Source organism: Ectobacillus antri (genome assembly GCF_003852715.1).
In the GTDB taxonomy this organism is placed as follows: Bacteria; Bacillota; Bacilli; order Bacillales; family Bacillaceae_G; genus Ectobacillus; species Ectobacillus antri.
This window is the reverse complement of the sequence record NZ_RIAV01000002.1, coordinates 151,903-174,471: the sequence shown is the minus strand read 5'-3', so window position 1 is coordinate 174,471 and position 22,569 is coordinate 151,903. Positions and strand designations below refer to the sequence as shown.

The following is a 22,569-nucleotide window of genomic DNA, read 5'->3' as shown; positions in this document are numbered from 1 at the left end:
CGAAGGGCTTTTACATTATTTCTTTTTAGCCAAGTAGTCAGCAACTTTTGCCGCTTGGTCTGCTGGCAATAAACCAGCTGGCATGTTGCCTTTACCGTTTAGGATGACATTTTGGATATCATCCTTAGACAGCTTACTACCAATGTTAGAAATGTTAGGGCCAACACCGCCCTGTAACTGTTCACCATGACAACTTGTACAGCTTTGTTTTACAATATCCTCAGGTTTGGAAGCAGCTTGCGTTGCTTTTCCACCATTTTTTTGCGCCGCAGCAAGCTCATCCGCTTTATGCAATCCTTGAAAAGAAAGTAAAAACATGCTGAGTATGCCTAGTACGGCAATAAGTGCGAACGGAATTAATGGGTTGCGTTTCATTGTTTTTCTCCCCCTCTATGTACCCCCATGTTATATAGACATTACTATTGTACTTGAAAACGCTGTATCGGAAAAGTACAAACTGTATGTTAGCGAAAAAATATTCTAGAAATTTTGTAAATTCTCCATAATTATAAGAACCATACGCATTTTTTGCCAAATCTCACGTCTAAACGAGGAAATATTGCATATTTTATAAAGAAAACTGCAACAGAACAAAGAAAGGACTCGAAAAATATAGAAAGGAGCATTTGCAAATCAATAGACAATTCTGTAAAATGAATTACAAGAATTGTAATTCACAAATTCCTTTCTTTGCATAACTGTAAAACAATCATTACAAAACAAAAGAGTTTACTTCACAAATATGAAGTAAACTCAAAGTATCAAACCTATTCAAGAAAATCTTTTAAACGTTTGCTACGGCTTGGGTGTCTCAATTTACGAAGCGCCTTTGCTTCAATTTGACGGATACGCTCACGCGTTACACCGAATACCTTTCCTACCTCTTCAAGTGTACGAGTTCGGCCGTCATCCAATCCAAAACGTAGACGAAGCACATTTTCTTCACGATCTGTTAATGTATCAAGCACGTCTTCCAGCTGCTCTTTTAAAAGCTCATATGCTGCATGCTCAGCAGGAGAAGTGGCCTCTTGATCTTCAATAAAATCACCAAGGTGCGAATCATCTTCTTCACCAATTGGTGTTTCTAACGAAACAGGTTCCTGTGCAATTTTTAAAATTTCACGAACCTTTTCCGGAGCAAGATCCATTTCTTCACCAATTTCCTCAGGAGAAGGCTCTCGCCCAAGATCTTGGAGAAGCTGGCGCTGAACACGAATTAATTTATTAATCGTTTCAACCATATGAACTGGGATACGAATGGTTCTTGCTTGGTCAGCAATGGCACGTGTAATTGCTTGACGAATCCACCAAGTTGCATACGTACTGAATTTAAAGCCTTTGCGGTAATCAAATTTTTCTACGGCTTTAATTAAACCCATGTTCCCTTCTTGAATTAAATCAAGGAACAACATACCGCGCCCTACATAACGTTTCGCAATACTTACTACCAATCGTAAATTCGCTTCAGCAAGACGACGTTTCGCTTCTTCATCACCTTGTTCAATTCGTTCTGCAAGGTTAATCTCTTCTTCTGCTGACAGCAAATCAACTCGACCAATTTCTTTTAAATACATACGTACAGGGTCATTAATTTTCACACCTGGTGGTACGCTTAAATCATTTAAGTCGAACTCTTCTTCTTTTAATTGGTGGATATTTGGGTCTTCATCGGAGTCACCAATTAACTCAATACCTTGTTCACCAAGATATTCATAATATTCATCCATTTGTTCGGACTCCATATCGAATCCGCTCATGCGTTCTGCAATTTCTTCGTATGTAAGAACGCCTCGTTTTTTACCGATTTCCATCAATTGCTCTTTTACTTGTTCAACAGTTACATCTGTTTCAATTTCTTTAGAACGTGCTGATTTGTCAGCCATCTGTTCCCCTCCTTGCACGAGATACAAACTATTTTGCTTATTATCTTCTTGCTTTCCGCTTATTGATGATGTTTTCTAAAGCAAACTGAGCTGCTGCTTTTGGATCAACTTTTTCAATCTTACGAACTTCAAAAGCATAACTCATTTCTTCTATTTTTTGTTTATGATTTTGTAGCGATTTCAAATCACCTTCAAATAGTTCTTGCGAATAGCTTGGGTTAATTAATTCATCAGTTGAAATATCTGTAGCAATTTTTTTGAGCGTTTCGTTAGAAAGCCAGTCTAAAAACTTGCTGACACTTGCTTCATATCCCTTTTCATAATATGCATATAGTTCATATAAAATCCCTTTATGTTCTTCAGTATAAAAATCTTGGATATACGGCTGCAGACGTTGTGCAACTTCTTCACTGTGTAAGGCATGATAAACTAGTTCTCTTTCGGCTCGTTCATACCCTTTAAAACGAGGTTTAGTGAGCTGACGTCTTACAGGTACAACAGAGTCGGTTTGCATACGTCCCTTTTGAAGCTTGCGTAATTCATTACGCAAATCTTCCATCTCATACGGAAATTCCTTAGCCAATGCTTGCAAATAAGGCTGGGCCTGTACAAACGTTGTCAATTTTGCGAGTTCTTGTACGACAGCCTGTACATATTTTCCTTGTTCCTGTGGGTTTTGTAAATTTTTACCAAAACGAAGATAGTGAAGTTTGAAATCAATAAATGTAAGACTTTCTTCCACAAGCTTTCGAAAAGAACTCGCACCATGTGTGCGAATATATTCATCCGGGTCCATTCGGTCCGGGATGATAACAGTTTTGACATTACAGCCAGCTTCTAAAAGCATTACCCCTGCTTTTGCAGTCGCTTCTTGTCCCGCTTTATCACCATCATAACAAATAACAACGTTTTGCGCGTGGCGCTTTAACAACAAAGCTTGCTCCTTGGTAATCGCTGTTCCCATTGTTGCAACAGATTCCTCAAGTCCGATACCAACAGCGGCAATCACATCTGCATACCCTTCAAATAATAAGGCACGTTGCTGTTTTCGCATACTGGTTCGTGCTTGATGAAAATGATATAATACATTGCTCTTATGAAAGATTGGGGTCTCAGGGCTATTCAAATATTTTGGTGCATCATCTCCTAGCGTTCTACCACTAAATGCAATCGTTTTTCCTTGGGCATTGTGGATAGGAAACATAACCCGATGACGAAAACGATCTCGATATCCTTCTCCCTGCTCGTTTTCGATAACCAAGCCTGCCTTTTCCATATTCACAAGAGAAAACCCTCGTTTTTGCAACACTTTTGCACCGTGATCCCAAGCAGGACCTGCATAACCGAGCTCAAACTTAGAAATAAGATCCTTGGATATTCCTCGCTTCAGCAAATATTCGAGAGCTATTTGACCTTCCTGCGAATTTAATAACAAATGATGATAATACTTTTTAAGAAGTTCATGAGCCTCCACCATTCGCCCTTCAGCATTGTCTACAACTTGCGGCTCCCCCACGTACCCTGCAACATTTACGCCAACTTTTTCACCGACTTTTTGTACAGCTTCCGAAAAGGAAATACCCTCTATCTTCATAAGAAAAGATAATGCATTTCCACCTTCTCCACAACCAAAGCAATGAAAAATTTGCTTATCTGACGAAACGGAAAAAGACGGGGTGCTTTCGCCATGAAAAGGACATAAACCAAAATAATTGCGTCCTTGTTTTTTCAGTTGCACATATTCGCTGATTACATCTACAATATCAACGGACTGACGGACGCGCTCTACAACTTCATCAGGGATTTTCTCTCCCATAACTCCACTCCGTAACTTTATATTCGGTATAAATCAGTGAATTCCTTCATGATTCGACAATATTTTTTGTAGCATATTTGAAAATCTCTCTCGATCTTCTTTGGTGAATGCCTTAGGTCCTTTTGTAAATGTGCCTTGTCGGCGTAATTTTGCAGATACATATCGTGAATGCAATATGCAATCAATTTGCTCGTCCTGAATTAGGATACCCCTGGGGGAAATCACAATAACCTTCTTTTTTACTAGAAGAGCGGCCAAACCCATGTCTTGGGTCACCACAATATCCCCTGCGTCAGCACGTTGAAAAATTGCAAAATCAACTTCATCCTGTAAAGAGTCTACATAAATCCATGTACCACTCCCAAAATTGGTTCGGTGAGCGTGAGAAGCAATAAAATAAACTTCTATTTCATACGGCTTACAAGCATCAACTATTTCTTGCTTTACAGGGCAAGCATCAGCATCTACAAAAATCCGTTTCGATTTCAGCATATTTCTCTATTCTACATCCCTTCAGCGAATCCTTCCATAATGCATGCTTAATTGTTTGGATTTTTGTCGATTTTACGTAGAAGAATAGGTATCACGAATCTATCCCTAGTTTATTCTGAAAAATCAAAGTCTAAACGTAAAAAACACATGCTTTTATCACAATTTTTTATTATAATATATTTTTATTTTATTGGCTACACAAAAAAACTGTTTCTTGCAGAAAATTATTTGCACATAATTTTATTATATTCGTTCTGCTACATAGGCCTCACACATTATTCCACGATAAAAAACACCCACACATTTGCGTAGATGTTTTCTCGCATAACACTTAGTAGCTACATAAGCTCATGTACTTTTCTAACCTATAAATAAATCAAGTTTTAACACAGCTAATAAAAAAAAAGAAATTGCACAATCCCCTGAGTGTCAATTATTACTCCTTACGGAAACCGACTGTATCCACACACGGCCCGCTCTTCTTGCCTACGAAATACAGAGTTGGTTTCTGATTAAAACCGCCGCTGTGTTTGTATGGCGTTTAAAATAAGATTTGCTGTTTCTTCAATTGCTTTGTTTGATACATCGATAACCTGACATCCAATCTTACTAACAACGTTTTCAAAATGCTTTAACTCAGATTGAATGCGGTTCATATTGGCATAACTGGCACCATCGCTGAGCCCAAGCGATTTTAATCGCTCTTTTCGAATGTTATTCAACTTATCCGGATCAATCTTTAGACCAAAGCACTTTTCTTTTGGCACGCGATACAGTTCTTCTGGAGGATCTATTTCCGGCACAAGCGGTACATTCGCCACTTTTAATCGCTTATGGGCCAAGTATTGTGAAAGTGGTGTTTTAGACGTTCGTGATACGCCAATTAACACAATATCTGCTTTTAGTATACCTCTCGGATCTCTGCCATCATCATATTTTACCGCAAATTCAATTGCTTCAATCTTTTTAAAGTAATCTTCATCAAGCTTTCGAACCAAACCGGGTTCAAATCTTGGAATTGCTCCTGTTGTAGCTTGAATACAATCAATGAGCGGACCAATAATATCGTATACTTGTACACCTTCAGCTTGTGCTTCATTAATTAAATAATTTCGCATTTCAGGTTTTACTAACGTAAAACAAATAATGGCACCGTTACTTTTAGCAATTGAAACAACTTCCTTAAGTGTACCCATATCTTCTACATACGGCACACGTCTAATATCCGGTGTAAATAAAAATTGTCCCATGGCAGCACGAACGACTAAATCAGCTGTTTCCCCGACTGAGTCAGACACCACATATACAATTTGATTGCTCATGTTCTAACCTCACTTTGTGATTACAACGTTTCATTGTTGACTAAATCTACGAATGCACGTGTAATGTTCGTTTTTGTAATACGTCCAATTACCTCTGCCCCATGCTCAGTATCACGCACAATCGGCATAGCATCGATTTGCTTCGCTATTAGCTTCTTAGCAACCTCATACAAACTATCTTCGCGTCTACACATCGTAATATTGGGCATTCTCGTCATGATAATATTGACAGGTACAGCCGTTAACTCTTGTTTACCAAGGCTTGCTCGAAGCAAATCTTTACGGGAAACTACCCCTACCAATACTGTATTATGGTCTACAACAAACAATGTTCCTACATCTTCAAGAAACATCGTACAAATCGCATCATATACCGATACATTTTTATCAACAACTACAGGTCTGGATTGATAGGATTGTACGGTTAATTTCTTTACAGCTTCTGCTAATAATTGTCCGCCTGTTTTTCCTGTATAAAAATAACCGACGCGTGGGCGTGCCTCTAGGTAGCCCGCCATCGTTAGAATTGCGAGATCCGGTCGCAACGTTGCTCTTGTTAAATGCAATTGCTCAGCAATCGCTTCTCCTGTAATGGGACCGAAGTCTTTGACAATCTGAATGATTTGTTCCTGCCTCTTATTCAACTCCATGCACTCACCACCTTTATCCTTTCGTGAAAAAACGTTATACTGTCTTTTCAATATTATATACTAAATGGAAGATTCAAAAAAGACCGTCACATTGGGGAAAATCCCGTGACGGTCTTACGGTGTTAGTTTATCTAACTGATTTAAAAAACGTCGTGACTTTAAATAAATACCGCAATGCTCATCAAAATAAGCGTTTAATGCTATACGCATTTGCTTTTTCGTTTCTGGTTTAACAGATATGTTACCTAACCTTGTTAAATCAAAATGATGGAATAATCGTAATAATTTTGCAGCCGCTTCATTCAACGGAATACGATATGAATCTTGTTCAGCATGCGAAGCACATAGAAAGCCGCCTTCACGTACAGAAAAGGCGACGAATGTATCTAACCGATGACAAATCGCACACTCGTCAAAAGACGGGTGAAGCCCTAGAACAGGTAACATTTTTGTCTGATACATTAACGATAAAATTTCCGCATCAGCTCCTTCATTCATATGATGAAGCGTTTGATACAGCATTTCAAACAAATACGGATTGTTCCTTTTTTCCTCGGTTGCCTTGTCAGTCAATTCTACTACAAATGAAGCATATGCAGTCAAAAATATATCTTCACGTATATCACGAAAAGAAGAAACAATTTCACCTTGCTGTAGTGTTCCTAAACCCGAACCAACTTGCAGGAGAAAATAGCCATATGTAAACGGCTGTGAAACTGCTGCTAAACGACTTTTCGGTTTTTTAGCACCTCTCGCCATTGCGCTTACTTTTCCAAATTCTCTGGAAAAGATGGTGACAATTTTATTGGTTTCTCCATAATCAGTTGTTCGAATCACAATTCCCTCAATTTTTTGAAACACGTTCGCTCCCCCTGGGATTGAACAAATAAGATCAAGAAATTGGCGAATCGCTTTCTGCTAGCTCATCCATTTGTTGGTCTGGTATGTTTTGCCCTTCTCTCTCTAATTCCTTTAAGAGAAGATATGTTTCGATATTGCCCGTCTTTGAAAACACACTCCAGGTAAACTTCAACATAAGAACCCACCTTCCTCAATAAGACCAGCATATACTCCAATTCCTTATTGTTATTAAAATGACCTTATTTGTTCATTTTCATGTGAGAAAAATTTTGTTAATTAATACTCGTCTTCCCGGAATCCAAAATCACGAAGCTGCGACATCTTGTTGCGCCAATCCTTTTGTACTTTTACCCATAGTTCTAAAAATACCTTTGAACCGAGAAGCATTTCAATATCAAGACGCGCACGCTTCCCAACCTCTTTCAACATGCCACCTTGTTTACCGATAATAATTCCTTTTTGAGAAGGGCGCTCAACCACCACAGTGGCATTCACATACACTGCTCCTCCCTCACGCTTTTCAATCGCATCAATTGCAACCGCAACAGAATGTGGCACCTCTTCACGCGTCAAATGCAGCACCTTTTCGCGAATCAATTCCGCGATAATAAACCGTTCTGGATGGTCCGTTACCTGATCGGCAGGATAATATTGCGGACCCGGCGGTAAATACTTCTTAATCGTTCCAATTAAAGCTTCAACATTATTACCTTCCAATGCGGAAATTGGAATTACTTCTGTAAAACTATAAGCCTCTTTGTATTTTTCAATCAGCGGCAATAACTTTTCAGGGTGTACCTGATCAATTTTATTAACTACCAAAAAGACAGGCTGCTTTGTGCTCTTTAATTTTTCAATAATATATTCGTCTCCGCGTCCAAATTGTTCTGTCGCATTAATCATGAACAAAACAATGTCTACTTCCTTTAGCGTATTTTCAGCCATTTTAATCATAAAATCACCAAGCTTATGCTTTGGCTTATGAATTCCTGGTGTATCAATAAAGATGATTTGCGCATCTGTTTCTGTATACACACCTTGAATTTTATTCCGCGTCGTTTGCGGCTTATCGCTCATAATTGCAATTTTTTGACCGATGATTCGATTTAAAAATGTAGATTTTCCTACATTAGGCCTCCCAATAATGGAGACAAACCCTGATTTGTATTCTTTATTCATGTAAATCCTCCGATGAAAATGCGCCGGGCAATAACGCCGCAACGGTCGTTTCCTGCACGTCGCCCTTTAAGTTAGCCAAATAAACTTTTGTTTCCGGCTTGCATAATTCTACCATAACTTGACGGCATGCGCCACACGGGGAAATCGGACCAGCTGTGTCTCCTACCACTGCGATGGCTGTAAAGTCCTTATCCCCTTCCGACACTGCTTTAAACAATGCTGTTCGTTCGGCACAGTTTGTCAAACCATACGAAGCGTTCTCCACATTACAACCTTGGTATAGTTTTCCGTCTGCTGCTAATAAGGCAGCTCCCACTTTAAATTTAGAGTATGGTACGTAAGCATTTTGACGAGCTTCAATCGCTTTTTGAATCAATTCTTGACTGTTCATATAACCAACCCTTCCCAAAATTAAAATGATTGCTGAACGTAAGGGGAAAAAATTAATATGCCGATTACAACAGCAATAAACGCAAACAACAAAACAGCTCCTGCCGCTACGTCCTTGGCATATTTCGCAAGCGGATGATGTTCAGTTGTTGTTAGATCCACTACTTTCTCCACTGCTGTATTTACAGCTTCCAAGCTCATTACAGCACCGATTGTGAGCAAAAGAACACTCCATTCCTGCCTAGAAATGTCATAACAAAGCCCCATTCCGCACACAACCACCGCTGCACCAATGTGAATTCTCATATTACGTTCATCACGAACACACATCCAAAGGCCAAAAAATGCGTATTGGAAACTGTTTATTAGCTTCCCCTTTTTCATCGCTTTAGTCCGTAAGCATGCAAAATTTTCTTTTGCTTATCAAACATCACCTTTTCTTCCTCTTCCGTCATATGATCGTAACCAAGAAGATGCAATAACCCATGAACTGTTAAAAATCCAAGCTCTCTTTCAAACGAGTGACCGTAATCTTCCGCTTGCTCTTTTGTACGGGGAACAGAAATAACAATATCTCCAAGCATCCGCATTTCTTCTCCGCCCATAACCTCTAGCTCTCCTTCACCCATCTCCTCCATTGCGAACGAAATCACATCCGTCGGTTGATTTTTGCCACGATATTCATAATTTAACTCCTGTATACGTTCATTCGTTACAAACGTGACCGACATTTCGGCATCTTCAACCTTTTCACTCTTTGCCGCAAACGCAATCAGTTCTTGTAACATATTAATATGCTTCTCCTCTACTTCATTCGTTTCATCAAAAAAATCAACAATGATACCCATCTCGTACCTCCACTACTATTAATCCGGATATGTAATACGTGAATGAAAAATCCCATTTAACGTCTCACATAATGTTTTTGTTACAATTTCTAACTCTTGAAATGTTAAATTACATTGAGAAAACTGTCCATCTCGCAAACGATCCGATACAATCCCTTTAACCAAATTTTCAATTTGCTCAGGCGTGGGTGCGTTCAATGAGCGCACAGCAGCCTCTACACTGTCTGCAATGCCAACAATAGCTGATTCTTTAGACCTGGCCTTTGGACCAGGATACCGAAACATTTCTTCCTTGTATTCTTTGTCTCCAATTTGAACCGCTTTATGGTAAAAATATTTTAAGAGCGTTGTACCATGATGTTCAGCAGCAATATCTACAATTTCTTTAGGAATTTTATGTTCGCGCAGTAGTTTTACACCTTCCGTTACATGAGAGATGATAATATCGCGACTAACTTCAGGAGAAAGCTCATCATGAGGATTAGCGGCACCCATTTGATTTTCTATAAAGAAATGTGGTCGCACCGTTTTCCCAATATCATGATAATAAGCACCCACTCGTGCTACTAGTCCATTTGCACCTATTGCTTCACAGGCAGCTTCTGATAGGTTTGCTACCATAATACTGTGGTGATACGTTCCTGGTGTTTCGAGTAAAATTTTACGTAATAATTTATGATTGGGGCTACCAAGCTCCATTAACTTCATTGTCGAAACAATCCCAAGTCCGCTTTCTAAGTAAGGCAAAAGACCCATAACGAGTACGGAAGAAAGCAGTCCTGATGCCGCAGCCATCATCAGATGCAATCCAACCTCAAACCAGGAAAACTGTCCGTTACGAAGTAACAGTAACGCCGATACTACTAGTACATTAAAGAAGCTAATAAAAATACCCGCTTGTAAAATCATACTTCTGCGGTTTTTCTCTTTTAAGAAGATGTTAGCCGACAACGCACTTAACAAAATATACGTACCGACAGAATAATTAAATGCACTGGTTACACCCTCATTAAACATAATGCTTCCACTGATAGAAAGAATCATACTTGTTACAAAAACAAATCGCTCACCAATCATTAGTTTAATTAACATTGTCCCCATTGCTACCGGTACCATATAACTAAGTCCCGCATATTCCACTTGTTGAAATAAACTAATTATTTTCATAAGAAAAACCGTCATAGCAACGATAATGATATATGCCACAAGGTAAGGCTTATCTTCATGCTTATGATTCAAAAAACGTGTAAACTGCTTATGCACAAAGAACAATAAGAGTGATATTAACATAATTAACCCAAGAAACGGTTGAAGTGCTGTTTGATTGTCCGCTAGCCCTACCAGTTTGAGTTGCTCATATACCTCTCGCTTAATGGTGTCTCCTTCTTTTACAATAACTTGCCCTTGTAAAATGTATACAGGATCCACTGTGCTCATCTCTAATTGCTTACGTTCTTTCGTTGCGATTGGATCATAAAAATAATTAGGTATAACAGCATATTGCCCTAAAGAAATAATGGCATCTTTTAAAGCGCCAGTAACACTTGCATAGCGTAATTCATTGCTGAGTCTTGTTCTTGCTTCACTTACTTCATTGATTTTTATTTGACGACTCATTACATTATTAACAGCCGTGACAGAAAACTCTCGCGCCGCCGCAAGTTGCTCCGGCGTAGCACTTAGCATAGCTAATAATCCTTGTTCAGTAACACTTTTAATAATATCGCTTGGAAGCTTCTTTTTCAGCATATCAACTTGCTCTGAAACAGGCACTGTTGTAGCCGACCCTTTGCTATCATCGCCTACCTCTTTAACGATATCAAATACAGAATTCACAATATCGATTCGATTTTGTTTATATTCGGTACGATATATATATTGATCCTCTACTTTTTGGGCAGCTTCTCTCTTCTTCTTTTCAGTAGTGGCTTTATCTTCAATAGTAATGGGAGAATGAATGGTTTTTTTTGCGATTGAAAGCAGTTTTACATCAAGCTCGTCCGGCTTTACATGACTGGCCAGGGCTGCAAATAAGATAAGACCCAGTACAGTGTATAAACTCATTGTGATAAAATTAATATGTGAAAGCCTTCTCACAAATCGAGAGACCTTGTTTGTTTTCAACATGTTCGCTTCCATCCTCCTCTCTGGTTTACTTCCATGACCAGTTCTGTATACATATTTTCCTACTGGGAGAAAAAACGCATACCCTGCGTATAACCTCCTTAACTTTCTGGCGATGTTACAGTTTTTTGTTGATTTCCACGGGCGATTAGGTACGGGGTCAGCCCCCCTTCACAATGCCAATTATCAATATTACGCTTTAACACAGCTAAATTTTTATGTTACTTTTAAGTTTATCATAAAAAAAAATACATAAACACCAAATATTATTTTACAGAATAAAGAGGGTGTCCTTACAGGACACCCTCTACTCTGCTTTCTCATATGCCGCAATAATCCTTTGTACAACAGGATGACGTACTACATCAGACTGCTCCAAAGTTACAAATGCAATACCCGAGACATCCTTTAGAATCGTCGTAACTGTAGCCAGTCCGGAACGAACACCTTTTGGTAAATCAATTTGAGACGGATCTCCTGTTATAATCATTTTGGAACCAAATCCAAGACGCGTTAAGAACATTTTCATTTGCGCGCTGGTTGTGTTTTGTGCTTCGTCCAAAATAACGTACGAATCATCCAATGTTCGGCCGCGCATATAAGCAAGAGGCGCAATTTCAATCGTACCTCGCTCAATCATGCGCTGTGTATGCTCCTGTCCAAGCAAATCATGGAGCGCATCATAAAGAGGTCTTAAGTACGGATCTACCTTTTCTTTTAGGTCACCCGGTAAAAAGCCGAGACTTTCCCCCGCTTCTACTGCCGGTCTTGTTAAAATAATCTTTTTAACAGAGCCATTTTTTAATGCTCGAATGGCCATGACCACAGCCAAGTATGTTTTTCCCGTTCCTGCAGGTCCAATCCCAAACACAACATCGTTCCTTTTTATAGCTTGGATATACTGACGTTGTCCAATTGTCTTAACGTGTACAGGCTTCCCTTTTGCTGTTTTTAATAGTTCTTCAACGTATAGATTTTCAAACTGTGCTAGATTGCCTTCTTGTCCTAACTGAATGGCATAGGCAACATCCCTGGCAGAAATTGAAATCCCTTTTCGAATTACTACCAATAAATGTTGCAAAATGTCTTCAACAAGTTCTACAGCCTCTGGTTCACCTGATACACGAACGCTTTCACCTCTCGTTACAATTGTAACCTGTAATTCGCGCTCAATAAGTTTTAAATTTGCATCTTGGACGCCGAATAATACGGCGGCCTCATTCTGATTTTCTACCTGTTGCTTCATCTCTACTAAACGTTCGGCCATTACTTAGTCTCCTTGAATATTGGATTCTGTAATCGGTTGCGCTACTGCTATGTTTTCTATTACCTTAAAATATAACTTTAATTTTAATGTACCATTCTCGATCTGCTTCTGTAAAACCTTTTCACTTAAAATAACTGCATTACTTTCCAATTTTTTCTTAAGCTCCACCTTCGCCATTTCAACGCCAACTGTTAGCGCTTCTTTTTCACTGTATTGACGCATAGCTCCCTCCTCTTCTCTTACAATAACCTTCTCATACCCGAAAGGAAGCTCCCATTTTAAAAAGCGAAGAGAATGAGTTGTCATTTCCTCTTTATATTGCTTGTACTTATTTTTTTCAAAACCCCATATTTTTATCTTGAAATTACCGATTCTCAGATAATGTTTATGAAAAAATTCTCCCGTATACACTTGAAATGATGTTTTTAATGGTACCTCAACGACAGAGTCATACCACGTCTCTCCAAATACAACTCCTTCTGCAGCTGTAACGGTTGGTTGATTTTCAGGACCATACATACCTGACACCAAAAGTTGCCCTGGTTCCACATGGTCATATAACTGCACCATTGTTTTACCATGTTCAACAAACATCTTTTGAACAATTGCTTTTTTACGAGCAACTAAATTTTGAGGCGGCAAAGCTTTTTCTTGCTCCGGCTCATTTTTTTCAACGACCTGCAAATAATATGTTGTTCCACGTAATTCAACACCCACCCAAGTGATAGAACCTACATTATTTGTAAGTTGCCACTGAATTTGTTCTACATTGGGCACTTGAAATTGTAGCTTTCCTCTCGTAACCCCCATTTTTTGTAGTTCCTTTTCAATAATATACGCAGTATCTGGCTTAGCTCCTTTGATTTCCACATTCCATACCATATTAGACAACAACAGTAAAATACCAAAAAAACCTAGAAAACCAAGAGCAAATCCTGCATTGCGAAATGTTCGTTTTTGCAAAAAAGGAAGCCCACCCCTTCCAACGAATGTTAAATCACATTCATATTTACGAAAGATAGGACGAAGTGCTTTAACATCTTTGACATAGATACGAAAAGTTAAAATATCCTCTCCTACTCTTCGAACATCCCACACATGCATACCTTGTCTCACACATTCATTCAAGAAACGCTCTACCCCTCGTCCAGTGAGCTTGACTTTAACATGTCCAAAAAAGAAGGTTATCCATTGATTTTTCATCGCTCTCCCCCATTACTCCTCTAAAAATAATACTTGATCAATCGTCCCTTCGAGCAATAATTCTTCCGGCAAGATTGTTTTAATTACAAAGCCACTTCCTTTAACAAGAAGATGCCCCTGCTTTAACAACAAGCGTACTTCGGTATCTGAAAAAACAAGTAAACCTTTATGATTTTCTATATAAATGTGGATTTGTCCAATCAGTGTAATACGCGGAAGATCCATCAGAACATCCGCAGGCAGGTCCATCTTCTTTGTCATCCAACCTTTCATCTGTTGCAGCTTTTTCACAAAAGACCCCCCTTTCATCTCATATGTATGAAACAGACGAGGCATCTATCACTAAAAACAAAAAAAGCATAAAAAAACACCTCCAATCGGAGGTGTTTTTTTATGCTAGCAACTGTGAAACAAGCTTATTGACCAATGAACCGTCTGCTTTTCCTTTTGTTTTCGGAATCACAGCACCCATCACTTTACCCATATCAGCTTTGGATGACGCACCTGTAGCCGCAATCACGTCACGGATAATCGCTGTGAGCTCTTCTTCCGTAAGCTGCTTTGGCATATACGTTTCCAAAACTTTCATTTCGTCTTTTACTTTATTCACAAGGTCTTCACGACCCGCTTTTTCAAATTCGAGGAGGGAGTCTTTTCGCTGCTTAGCTTCACGACTTAATACTGTAAGCTCTTCTTCTTCATTTAGAGCACGTTGCATTTTAATCGCTTCATTTTGCAAAGCAGCCTTTACCATGCGAATGACGGAAAGTCTTTCTTTTTCCTTATTCTTCATCGCTTGCTTCATATCATTGTTTAAAGTTTCGAGAAGACTCATACTTACACCCTCTCTTAGAATTTACGTTTTCTCGCTGCTTCGGATTTCTTCTTGCGCTTTACGCTTGGCTTTTCGTAAAATTCGCGTTTTCTTGCTTCTGCAAGAGTACCAGTTTTAGAAACTGAACGCTTGAAACGGCGAAGTGCATCCTCTAAAGACTCGTTTTTACGAACGACTGTTTTAGACATTATTCTTTCCCTCCCTCCGAAACATCCACTTACACTAATCTAGGGCATGCAAAAAAGAAACACTTCTTCAGCATGTCTTTTGAAATTATAATACATTTTACTCCTATTGGTCAACAGTTGCATGAATAAAAGACAAAAACCAGCATAAAGAAGTGACAAAAGAGACTCTTGAGATAGGAGAGAAGACGAGCATTGTTTAGTTGAAGCTTACGATGCGCTCATGCTTTGCAAGGCCAAGTACTCTTGCTATGGAAATTTTCCATCTATCTATTAAAAAAACTGTCCCAAATTGGGACAGTTTTTTTAATAGTCAGTTGTTGCTGTTTTACCACTTACAAGTAATACGCCGGAGCTTGTGCCGATACGAGTTGCACCCGCTTCTACCATTGCATCCATACCTGCAGCATCACGAACACCACCAGAAGCTTTTACGCCAATATCAGGTCCTACAGTCTTTCTCATCAATGCTACATCTTCTACAGTTGCACCACCTGTAGAGAAACCTGTAGAAGTCTTAACGAAATGCGCACCTGCTTTTACGGATAGCTCACATGCGCGAACTTTTTCTTCTTCTGTTAATAAGCATGTTTCAATAATAACTTTTACTAACGTTCCGTTTGCTGCTTCTACAACCGCACGGATATCACGCTCAACAAGCTCATCGTTTTTATCTTTTAAAGCACCAATGTTAATTACCATATCAATCTCTGTAGCACCTTTTGCAATTGCATCTTTTGTTTCAAATGCCTTTGTTTCAGGTGTGTTCGCGCCAAGAGGGAAGCCGATAACTGTACATACCTTCACATCAGTACCTTTTAATAGTTGTGCCGCTGTTTCTACCCATGTCGGATTTACACATACTGATGCGAAATCGTGTTGCTTTGCTTCTGCACAAAGTGTCTCAATTGCCTCTTTTTTTGTATCTGCTTTTAATAATGTGTGATCAATTAATTTTGCGTAGTTCATTTCTTATACCCCTTTCGTATATGTATATCACTTGTTAGTTGTCTGACAACTCAATTCGTTAGTCATTATAACATAAAAAAAAGACATTTCCTATGTTAAGTTTTCCTGTTACAAGCATTTGCATACATATAGCTTTATGAATTGTGCTAATGAAATCTCCAGTTCATTTTCATTCTAGAATTGCATGAAAAGCTTCATTCAAAAGTGATCGACTTCTTATACTGCACCCATAAAAAAGAGGATGGGACATAACTGAATCATGTAACTCTAAAGCCGAAAGAATAGTGAATAAATAACACTCATAAAGGAAAAATCCGAACTAAATCGAATTCTGTGTAGAGAATTCCGACTAATAGTTCGGTTTTTTCTTTGGCTGAAAACCTGTTGTCCCAATCTCTTATGCGCTAGCAGATTCTGATGGTATTTCATCCAGCACGCGCACAAATTGACCTTCGTTGTAAGGATAACCAGCCTTTGTAATTTTAACTTTTACAAGCTGTCCAATCCATTCTTCCGGTCCTTCTAAAAGCACTTTCAAGTAATTATCTGTATAACCAACTAACAATCCATCACTATTGTATTCTTCTGGTATAATCTCAAGTACTTCACCTTCGAATTGTGAAGCATATTCCTTTGCCAATTGATCAGATAACGAAATTAAACGATGCACGCGCTCGTTTTTTACTTCTTCATCGATTTGGTCGTCCATGCGAGCTGCCGGTGTTCCTGTGCGCTTAGAATAAGGAAATACATGAAGCTCTGAAAAACGATTGTCCTTGATGAAGTTATATGTTTCCATAAACTCTTCTTCAGTTTCACCTGGAAACCCTACAATTACGTCTGATGTAACAGCTAGACCCGGCAATGCCTCTTTTAAACGGTCTAATCTTTCTTTAAAGAATTCCATTGTGTATTTACGACGCATACGTTTTAATACAGTGTTTGAACCCGATTGAAGAGGAATGTGAAGATGGCGTACAACCACTTTAGAATTGCGTAGTACTTCAATCACTTCATCCGTAATTTGACTTGCTTCGATTGAAGAAATACGAAGACGCTTTAATCCTCTTACTTGGGCTTCCATATCGCGAAGCAACATCGCTAAATTATAGTTTTTCATATCTTCGCCGTAGCCACCTGTATGAATTCCAGTTAGCACAATTTCCTTGTAACCTGCATCTACAAGTTGCTGTGCCTGGCGAATAACCTCTTGCGGGTCACGAGAGCGCATTAAACCACGTGCCCAAGGAATGATACAGAATGTGCAGAAGTTATTGCACCCTTCTTGAATCTTTAAAGAAGCGCGTGTGCGATCCGTAAAATAAGGTACATCTAATTCTTCATAAACACGTGTTTTCATAATGTTGCGCACACCGTTAATTGGCTGACGCTCTTCTTTAAATTGTTCAATATAACCAAGCATTTTCTCACGATCTTGTGTACCTACAACAATATCCACGCCAGGAATGGCCATAATTTCAGCAGGAGACGTTTGGGCATAACAACCCGTAACACAAATTACCGCATCTGGATTTTGACGAACGGCGCGGCGAATAATTTGACGACTCTTTTTATCACCTGTATTTGTTACTGTACAAGTATTAATTACATATACATCTGCCGTACGCTCAAACTCTGTGCGCTCATAGCCACCTTCTTTAAACAGCTGCCAAATCGCCTCTGTTTCATAATGGTTTACCTTACAACCTAACGTATGAAACGCGACTGTTGCCATCATGATCACCTCATTAATTCAAAATGATAGGACACAGCAGACAACGCATAAAGCGGCGCTGTTTCTGTCCGTAAAATTCTAGGTCCTAATCCGCACGGAATAAAATTCGCTTCACGTAACTGTGTAACTTCTTCTTCCGCAAGACCCCCCTCAGGCCCAAAGACAAGCAACGCCTTTTCCCCAGGCTGTAATCGTTCTAATGCGCCTGCAAATCGTGCTTGCTCACCTTGTTTAGATTCCTCTTCGTAAGCGACAATGCATATGTCATAATTAGCACTCATTGCTAATAACTCTTTAAACGTTACCGGTGCATATACAGAAGGCACAACGGCACGATGCGATTGTTCGGCCGCTTCCTTTGCAATTTTTGTCCAACGTTCAACCTTTTTATCACCTTTTTTACTATCCCATTTTACAATAGAGCGCTTTGCTTGAAAGGGAAGAAAAGCTGCTGCGCCCAATTCTGTACCTTTTTGCACTACAAGCTCGAGCTTATCTCCTTTTGGCAAGCCGCTGGCAATCGTAACGAAGACAGGAAGCTCGTTGGATTCCTCCACCCATTGTACAACAGCCGCTTTCACAAATTCATTGGTAATTTCAGCAACTGTACAAAGGGCCGTTTTTCCGTTTGCACAGCAATACATGGAATCGCCTGGCTGCATGCGCATTACTTTGACAATATGGTGCGCATCATCACCGGTCAATAAAACCTCATCATTTTCTATACGTTCAACAAAATAGCGCTGCATATTTATCACCTGACAATGCGGATGCCCCGTTTACACAAACGGGGCAAACCGCTTATTTATTTCGAGCTACAATCGCTACCCAATCTTCAATGTTTAAAACTTCTTCTACAGTGAAACCTGCTTGTATAAGTGCATGCTCTACTTCTTTTTGTTTTGTTTGGATGATACCAGATGTAATAAATAAGCCAGATGGCTTTATTACTTTTGCCGCATCCTCTACAAACAGTAAAATAATGTCTGCTAGTAAATTCGCAACAATTAAGTCCACAGGACCATCGATTCCTTGCAGCAGATTTCCTTGCCCAACTGTAACCACATGTTCTGTGTTATTCAGCGTAACATTTGATTTGGCGCTTTCTACTGCGACATAATCTAGATCATACGCTTCTACTTTTGCAGCACCAAGCTTGGCAGCCGCAATGCTTAAAATTCCTGACCCTGTACCAACATCAATTACATGATCTCCTGGTCGAATCGCTTTTTCCAACGCACGAATACACATCACGGTCGTCGGGTGTGTACCCGTACCGAACGCCATCCCAGGATCAAGCTCGATAATGCGCTCTTCCGGTTCTGCATCGTATGTTTCCCATGTGGGGACAATCGTAAACGTGTTCGATACCTTTACAGGATGATAGTATTTCTTCCAAGACGTTGCCCAGTCTTCTTCGTTTACTTCATGAAGAGTAATTGTATTCGCACCAAGATCAATATCATAAAGCTTTAGGGAATCTACAGCTACGCGAATACTTTCCACAGTTTGATCCAGCTCATCATTAACAGGGAAATATGCTTTAACTAGCACACCCTCCTCCGGATAATCATTGCGATCTAATGCATAGATTTCACCAAAGACATTTTCACGTTCCTTCTTAAAATCTTCAATATCTGCGATAGAAACACCGCTCGCTCCCATCTCATGCAGTATATGAGAGATAGGTTCCACAGCTTCTTGCGTTGTGTGAATACTAATTTCTGACCATTTCATTATGTGACCACTCCTGCGGTTTTTCTACCAGTATTACCCTTTAAAAGCTCTTTTAAGCTTTCCGAACAGGCTGTCGTCTTTATGCAATTCTTCATGTCCGTCCAGTTCCTGCAGCAACTCTTTCTGTCTTGCACTCAAGTTTGTCGGTGTCACCACACGCACGATAACATATTGATCTCCTTGTCCATAACCCCTTACGTTCGGTGCACCTTTTCCTTTCAATCTGAACTGCTTTCCTGTTTGTGTACCAGCAGGAATTTTTAATTTCACCTTGCCGTGTACAGTAGGAACCTCCACCTCTGCACCAAGCGCAGCTTGCGCGAATGTGAGCGGCATTTCACATACAATATCATCGCCCTCACGCTCAAAGAACTCATGAGAACGTACGCGGATTAACACATACAAATCTCCTGGAGGTCCTCCATTCACGCCGGCTTCACCTTTACCAGACACACGAATTTGTTGCTGATCATCAATACCTGCTGGAATTTTCACATGAATCTTTTTATTTTTTCGAACTTTCCCTGTACCGTGGCATGTCGTACATTTCTCTTTGATAATTTGTCCGCTACCACCACAATGGTTACATGTGCGGCGATTTACGATGCGACCAAATGGCGTGCTCTGCTCCACGTTAATTTGACCTGCTCCGCTACAATGCGAACATGTTTCCTTTTTCGTTCCAGGTTTTGCACCCGAGCCGTCACATGTACCACAATTTTCCTCAGATGGAATCTCAATATCCATCTCTTTACCAAAAATAGCTTCTTCAAACTCAAGTGTTATAGAATACTGTAGATCCGCGCCTTGACGTGGCGCATTTGGATCACGTTTTCTACCTCCACCGCCAAAGAACGTACTGAAGATATCTTCAAAGCCAAAGCCACCTTCAAATCCGCCAAATCCTTGATTTGGACCAGCATGGCCAAATTGATCATATTGGGCACGTTTTGTATCATCACTTAACACTTCATATGCCTCTTGTACTTCTTTAAACTTTTCTGTCGCGTCTGCTTCAGTACTTACATCAGGATGATATTTTTTTGCTAAGCGGCGATATGCCTTTTTAATTTCATCTTTAGAAGCCGTTTTACCAACACCAAGCACTTCATAATAATCTCGTTTACTCATGGCCGTCTCCTTTCACATAAACGTAATTGTAACACCTTGTGAAACTCCTTTGCAATACAGAAAAAAGCCAAAGTCAAGGCGCGCCTGACTCTGACTTTTTTTGTTCTTACTTATCTTCTTTTACTTCTTCAAACTCTGCATCTACAACGTTATCGTTCTTTCCGTTTGCTTCGGACCCACCTTGTGCTTGTGCTGCTTGTTGCGCCTGCTCATATAGCTTTACAGAAAGATTTTGAACGATTTCCTGAAGTGCATCCTTTTTCGCGCGAATCTCTTCCAGTTCGTTCTTTTCAATTGCAGCTTTTAATGCATCTTTAGCTTCATTTGCCTTTGTTACCTCTGTCGCATCTACTTTACCTTCCAAATCTTTCACAAGCTTTTCTGTTTGGAACACAAGTTGGTCTGCTTCGTTGCGAAGTTCAGCTTCTTCTTTACGCTTTTGGTCCGCGCTCGCATTTGCTTCCGCTTCTTTTACCATGCGTTCTACTTCTTCATCAGAAAGACCTGAAGAGGATTGAATTGTGATTGCTTGCTCTTTATTTGTACCAAGATCTTTCGCACGTACGTTAACAATACCGTTGGCATCAATGTCAAACGTTACCTCAATTTGAGGAATGCCACGTGGTGCTGGTGGAATATCAGACAATTGGAAACGACCCAATGTTTTGTTGTCAGCAGCCATCGGACGCTCACCTTGCAACACATGAATATCAACTGCTGTTTGGTTATCAGCTGCTGTAGAGAATACTTGTGATTTACTTGTTGGGATTGTTGTATTACGCTCAATTAACTTCGTAAATACGCCACCCATTGTTTCAATACCCAGAGATAATGGTGTTACGTCAAGCAATAGAACTCCTTTTACATCACCTGTTAATACGCCACCTTGAATTGCTGCACCAAGTGCAACTACTTCGTCTGGGTTAACGCCTTTATACGGCTCTTTGCCTGTTTCGCGTTTAATTGCTTCTTGCACTGCTGGAATACGAGTTGAACCACCGACAAGAATAACTTTGTCAAGATCGCTTGGTGTTAAACCAGCATCACGAAGCGCACGACGAGTCGGCTCTAGTGTTCTTTCTACTAATTCTGCGGAAAGTTCTTCAAACTTCGCGCGAGTTAATGTTACTTCCAAGTGCAACGGACCTGCCGCTCCTGCACTGATAAACGGTAACGAAACCTGTGTAGATGTTACACCTGAAAGATCTTTTTTCGCTTTTTCCGCTGCATCCTTCAAGCGTTGCATTGCCATTTTATCTTGAGATAAGTCAATGCTGTTTTCTTTCTTAAATTCCGCTACTAAGTAGTCAATGATAACTTGGTCAAAGTCATCTCCACCTAGACGATTATCGCCAGCTGTCGCGATTACTTCGAATGTGCCCTCGGCCAATTCAAGGATAGATACGTCGAACGTACCGCCACCTAAATCGTATACTAAGATTTTTTGTTCTTCGTCTTGTTTATCTAATCCATATGCAAGAGCCGCAGCTGTTGGCTCATTGATAATACGTTCAACTTCTAAGCCGGCAATTTTACCTGCATCTTTTGTAGCTTGACGTTCCGCATCGTTGAAATAAGCAGGAACTGTAATAACTGCTTTTGTTACCTTTTCACCTAAGTACTCTTCTGCATAAGCTTTTAGATTTTGTAGAATAATTGCAGAAATTTCTTGCGGTGTATATTCTTTTCCTTCAGCTTCCACTTTGTAGTCAGTACCCATGTGGCGCTTAATAGAGATGATTGTGTTAGGGTTTGTGATGGCTTGACGTTTAGCCACTTCACCTACTTGACGCTCACCATTTTTGAAAGAAACCACTGAAGGAGTTGTACGGTTGCCTTCTGGATTTGGAATTACCTTTGGCTCGCCGCCTTCCATTACAGCGACACAAGAGTTTGTTGTACCTAAGTCGATACCGATAATTTTACTCATCGTTCATCCTCC

General features: G+C 39.8%; 24 protein-coding genes. All 24 read right to left on the bottom strand.

Annotation, left to right across the window (positions count from 1 at the left end; genetic code table 11):
- Positions 1-15: 15 nt before the first annotated feature.
- Positions 16-375, bottom strand: coding sequence for a cytochrome c550 (cccA, locus tag EEJ45_RS03325; RefSeq protein WP_124563368.1), 360 nt, complete (start codon positions 373-375; stop codon positions 16-18).
- 392 nt (positions 376-767) lie between these two features.
- Positions 768-1,883 (bottom strand): RNA polymerase sigma factor RpoD, encoded by a 1,116-nt coding sequence (rpoD, locus tag EEJ45_RS03320; protein ID WP_124563367.1) that lies wholly within the window; start codon positions 1,881-1,883, stop codon positions 768-770.
- 40 nt (positions 1,884-1,923) lie between these two features.
- The gene (dnaG, locus tag EEJ45_RS03315; protein ID WP_124563366.1) at positions 1,924-3,699 is read right to left on the bottom strand and encodes a DNA primase; all 1,776 of its coding nucleotides are present in this window, start codon (positions 3,697-3,699) and stop codon (positions 1,924-1,926) included.
- A 33-nt stretch (positions 3,700-3,732) separates the two neighbouring features.
- Positions 3,733-4,191, bottom strand: a complete 459-nt coding sequence (locus EEJ45_RS03310; protein WP_124563365.1) for a YaiI/YqxD family protein — start codon at positions 4,189-4,191, stop codon at positions 3,733-3,735.
- Positions 4,192-4,703: 512 nt separating this feature from the next.
- Positions 4,704-5,513, bottom strand: coding sequence for a pyruvate, water dikinase regulatory protein (locus EEJ45_RS03305; RefSeq protein WP_124563364.1), 810 nt, complete (start codon positions 5,511-5,513; stop codon positions 4,704-4,706).
- 20 nt (positions 5,514-5,533) lie between these two features.
- On the bottom strand, positions 5,534-6,163 hold the full coding sequence (ccpN, locus tag EEJ45_RS03300) for a transcriptional regulator CcpN (protein WP_124563363.1): 630 nt from the start codon (positions 6,161-6,163) through the stop codon (positions 5,534-5,536).
- 114 nt (positions 6,164-6,277) lie between these two features.
- On the bottom strand, positions 6,278-7,024 hold the full coding sequence (gene recO / locus EEJ45_RS03295; RefSeq protein ID WP_124563362.1) for a DNA repair protein RecO: 747 nt from the start codon (positions 7,022-7,024) through the stop codon (positions 6,278-6,280).
- 31 nt (positions 7,025-7,055) lie between these two features.
- Positions 7,056-7,199, bottom strand: a complete 144-nt coding sequence (locus tag EEJ45_RS03290; RefSeq protein ID WP_124563361.1) for a YqzL family protein — start codon at positions 7,197-7,199, stop codon at positions 7,056-7,058.
- 101 nt (positions 7,200-7,300) lie between these two features.
- Complete coding sequence (era, locus tag EEJ45_RS03285) at positions 7,301-8,203, bottom strand: GTPase Era (RefSeq protein ID WP_124563360.1); 903 nt, start codon at positions 8,201-8,203, stop codon at positions 7,301-7,303.
- On the bottom strand, positions 8,196-8,594 hold the full coding sequence (locus EEJ45_RS03280) for a cytidine deaminase (RefSeq protein ID WP_124563359.1): 399 nt from the start codon (positions 8,592-8,594) through the stop codon (positions 8,196-8,198). Before EEJ45_RS03280 ends, era begins: the two co-directional genes overlap by 8 nt.
- Positions 8,595-8,614: 20 nt before the next feature.
- Positions 8,615-8,977: a diacylglycerol kinase family protein gene (locus EEJ45_RS03275; protein ID WP_124563358.1), complete on the bottom strand. Its 363-nt coding sequence runs from the start codon at positions 8,975-8,977 to the stop codon at positions 8,615-8,617.
- Positions 8,974-9,441: an rRNA maturation RNase YbeY gene (gene ybeY, locus EEJ45_RS03270; protein ID WP_124563357.1), complete on the bottom strand. Its 468-nt coding sequence runs from the start codon at positions 9,439-9,441 to the stop codon at positions 8,974-8,976. Before ybeY ends, EEJ45_RS03275 begins: the two co-directional genes overlap by 4 nt.
- 18 nt (positions 9,442-9,459) lie before the next feature.
- A complete protein-coding gene (locus EEJ45_RS03265) occupies positions 9,460-11,568 on the bottom strand; it encodes an HD family phosphohydrolase (RefSeq protein WP_124563356.1) in 2,109 nt (702 codons plus the stop codon).
- Between the two features lie 304 nt (positions 11,569-11,872).
- Positions 11,873-12,832, bottom strand: a complete 960-nt coding sequence (locus EEJ45_RS03260; RefSeq protein WP_124563355.1) for a PhoH family protein — start codon at positions 12,830-12,832, stop codon at positions 11,873-11,875.
- Between the two features lie 3 nt (positions 12,833-12,835).
- On the bottom strand, positions 12,836-14,035 hold the full coding sequence (yqfD, locus tag EEJ45_RS03255; protein ID WP_124563354.1) for a sporulation protein YqfD: 1,200 nt from the start codon (positions 14,033-14,035) through the stop codon (positions 12,836-12,838).
- A gap of 12 nt (positions 14,036-14,047) precedes the next feature.
- A complete protein-coding gene (gene yqfC, locus EEJ45_RS03250) occupies positions 14,048-14,326 on the bottom strand; it encodes a sporulation protein YqfC (protein WP_124563353.1) in 279 nt (92 codons plus the stop codon).
- Positions 14,327-14,426: 100 nt separating this feature from the next.
- A complete protein-coding gene (locus tag EEJ45_RS03245; protein ID WP_124563352.1) occupies positions 14,427-14,870 on the bottom strand; it encodes a GatB/YqeY domain-containing protein in 444 nt (147 codons plus the stop codon).
- A gap of 14 nt (positions 14,871-14,884) precedes the next feature.
- Positions 14,885-15,058: a 30S ribosomal protein S21 gene (gene rpsU / locus EEJ45_RS03240; RefSeq protein ID WP_000048061.1), complete on the bottom strand. Its 174-nt coding sequence runs from the start codon at positions 15,056-15,058 to the stop codon at positions 14,885-14,887.
- A gap of 303 nt (positions 15,059-15,361) precedes the next feature.
- Positions 15,362-16,024 (bottom strand): deoxyribose-phosphate aldolase, encoded by a 663-nt coding sequence (gene deoC, locus EEJ45_RS03235; RefSeq protein ID WP_124563351.1) that lies wholly within the window; start codon positions 16,022-16,024, stop codon positions 15,362-15,364.
- A gap of 397 nt (positions 16,025-16,421) precedes the next feature.
- On the bottom strand, positions 16,422-17,759 hold the full coding sequence (mtaB, locus tag EEJ45_RS03230; protein ID WP_124563546.1) for a tRNA (N(6)-L-threonylcarbamoyladenosine(37)-C(2))-methylthiotransferase MtaB: 1,338 nt from the start codon (positions 17,757-17,759) through the stop codon (positions 16,422-16,424).
- A gap of 5 nt (positions 17,760-17,764) precedes the next feature.
- Entirely contained in the window at positions 17,765-18,508 is a 744-nt protein-coding gene (locus EEJ45_RS03225) for a 16S rRNA (uracil(1498)-N(3))-methyltransferase (RefSeq protein WP_124563350.1), read from the bottom strand.
- Positions 18,509-18,560: 52 nt separating this feature from the next.
- On the bottom strand, positions 18,561-19,496 hold the full coding sequence (gene prmA, locus EEJ45_RS03220) for a 50S ribosomal protein L11 methyltransferase (RefSeq protein WP_124563349.1): 936 nt from the start codon (positions 19,494-19,496) through the stop codon (positions 18,561-18,563).
- Positions 19,497-19,529: 33 nt separating this feature from the next.
- The gene (gene dnaJ / locus EEJ45_RS03215) at positions 19,530-20,627 is read right to left on the bottom strand and encodes a molecular chaperone DnaJ (RefSeq protein ID WP_124563348.1); all 1,098 of its coding nucleotides are present in this window, start codon (positions 20,625-20,627) and stop codon (positions 19,530-19,532) included.
- 106 nt (positions 20,628-20,733) lie between these two features.
- Positions 20,734-22,557 carry a molecular chaperone DnaK gene (gene dnaK / locus EEJ45_RS03210; RefSeq protein ID WP_124563347.1) on the bottom strand — a complete coding sequence of 608 codons (1,824 nt, stop codon included), beginning with the start codon at positions 22,555-22,557 and terminating at the stop codon, positions 20,734-20,736.
- Positions 22,558-22,569 lie beyond the last annotated feature (12 nt).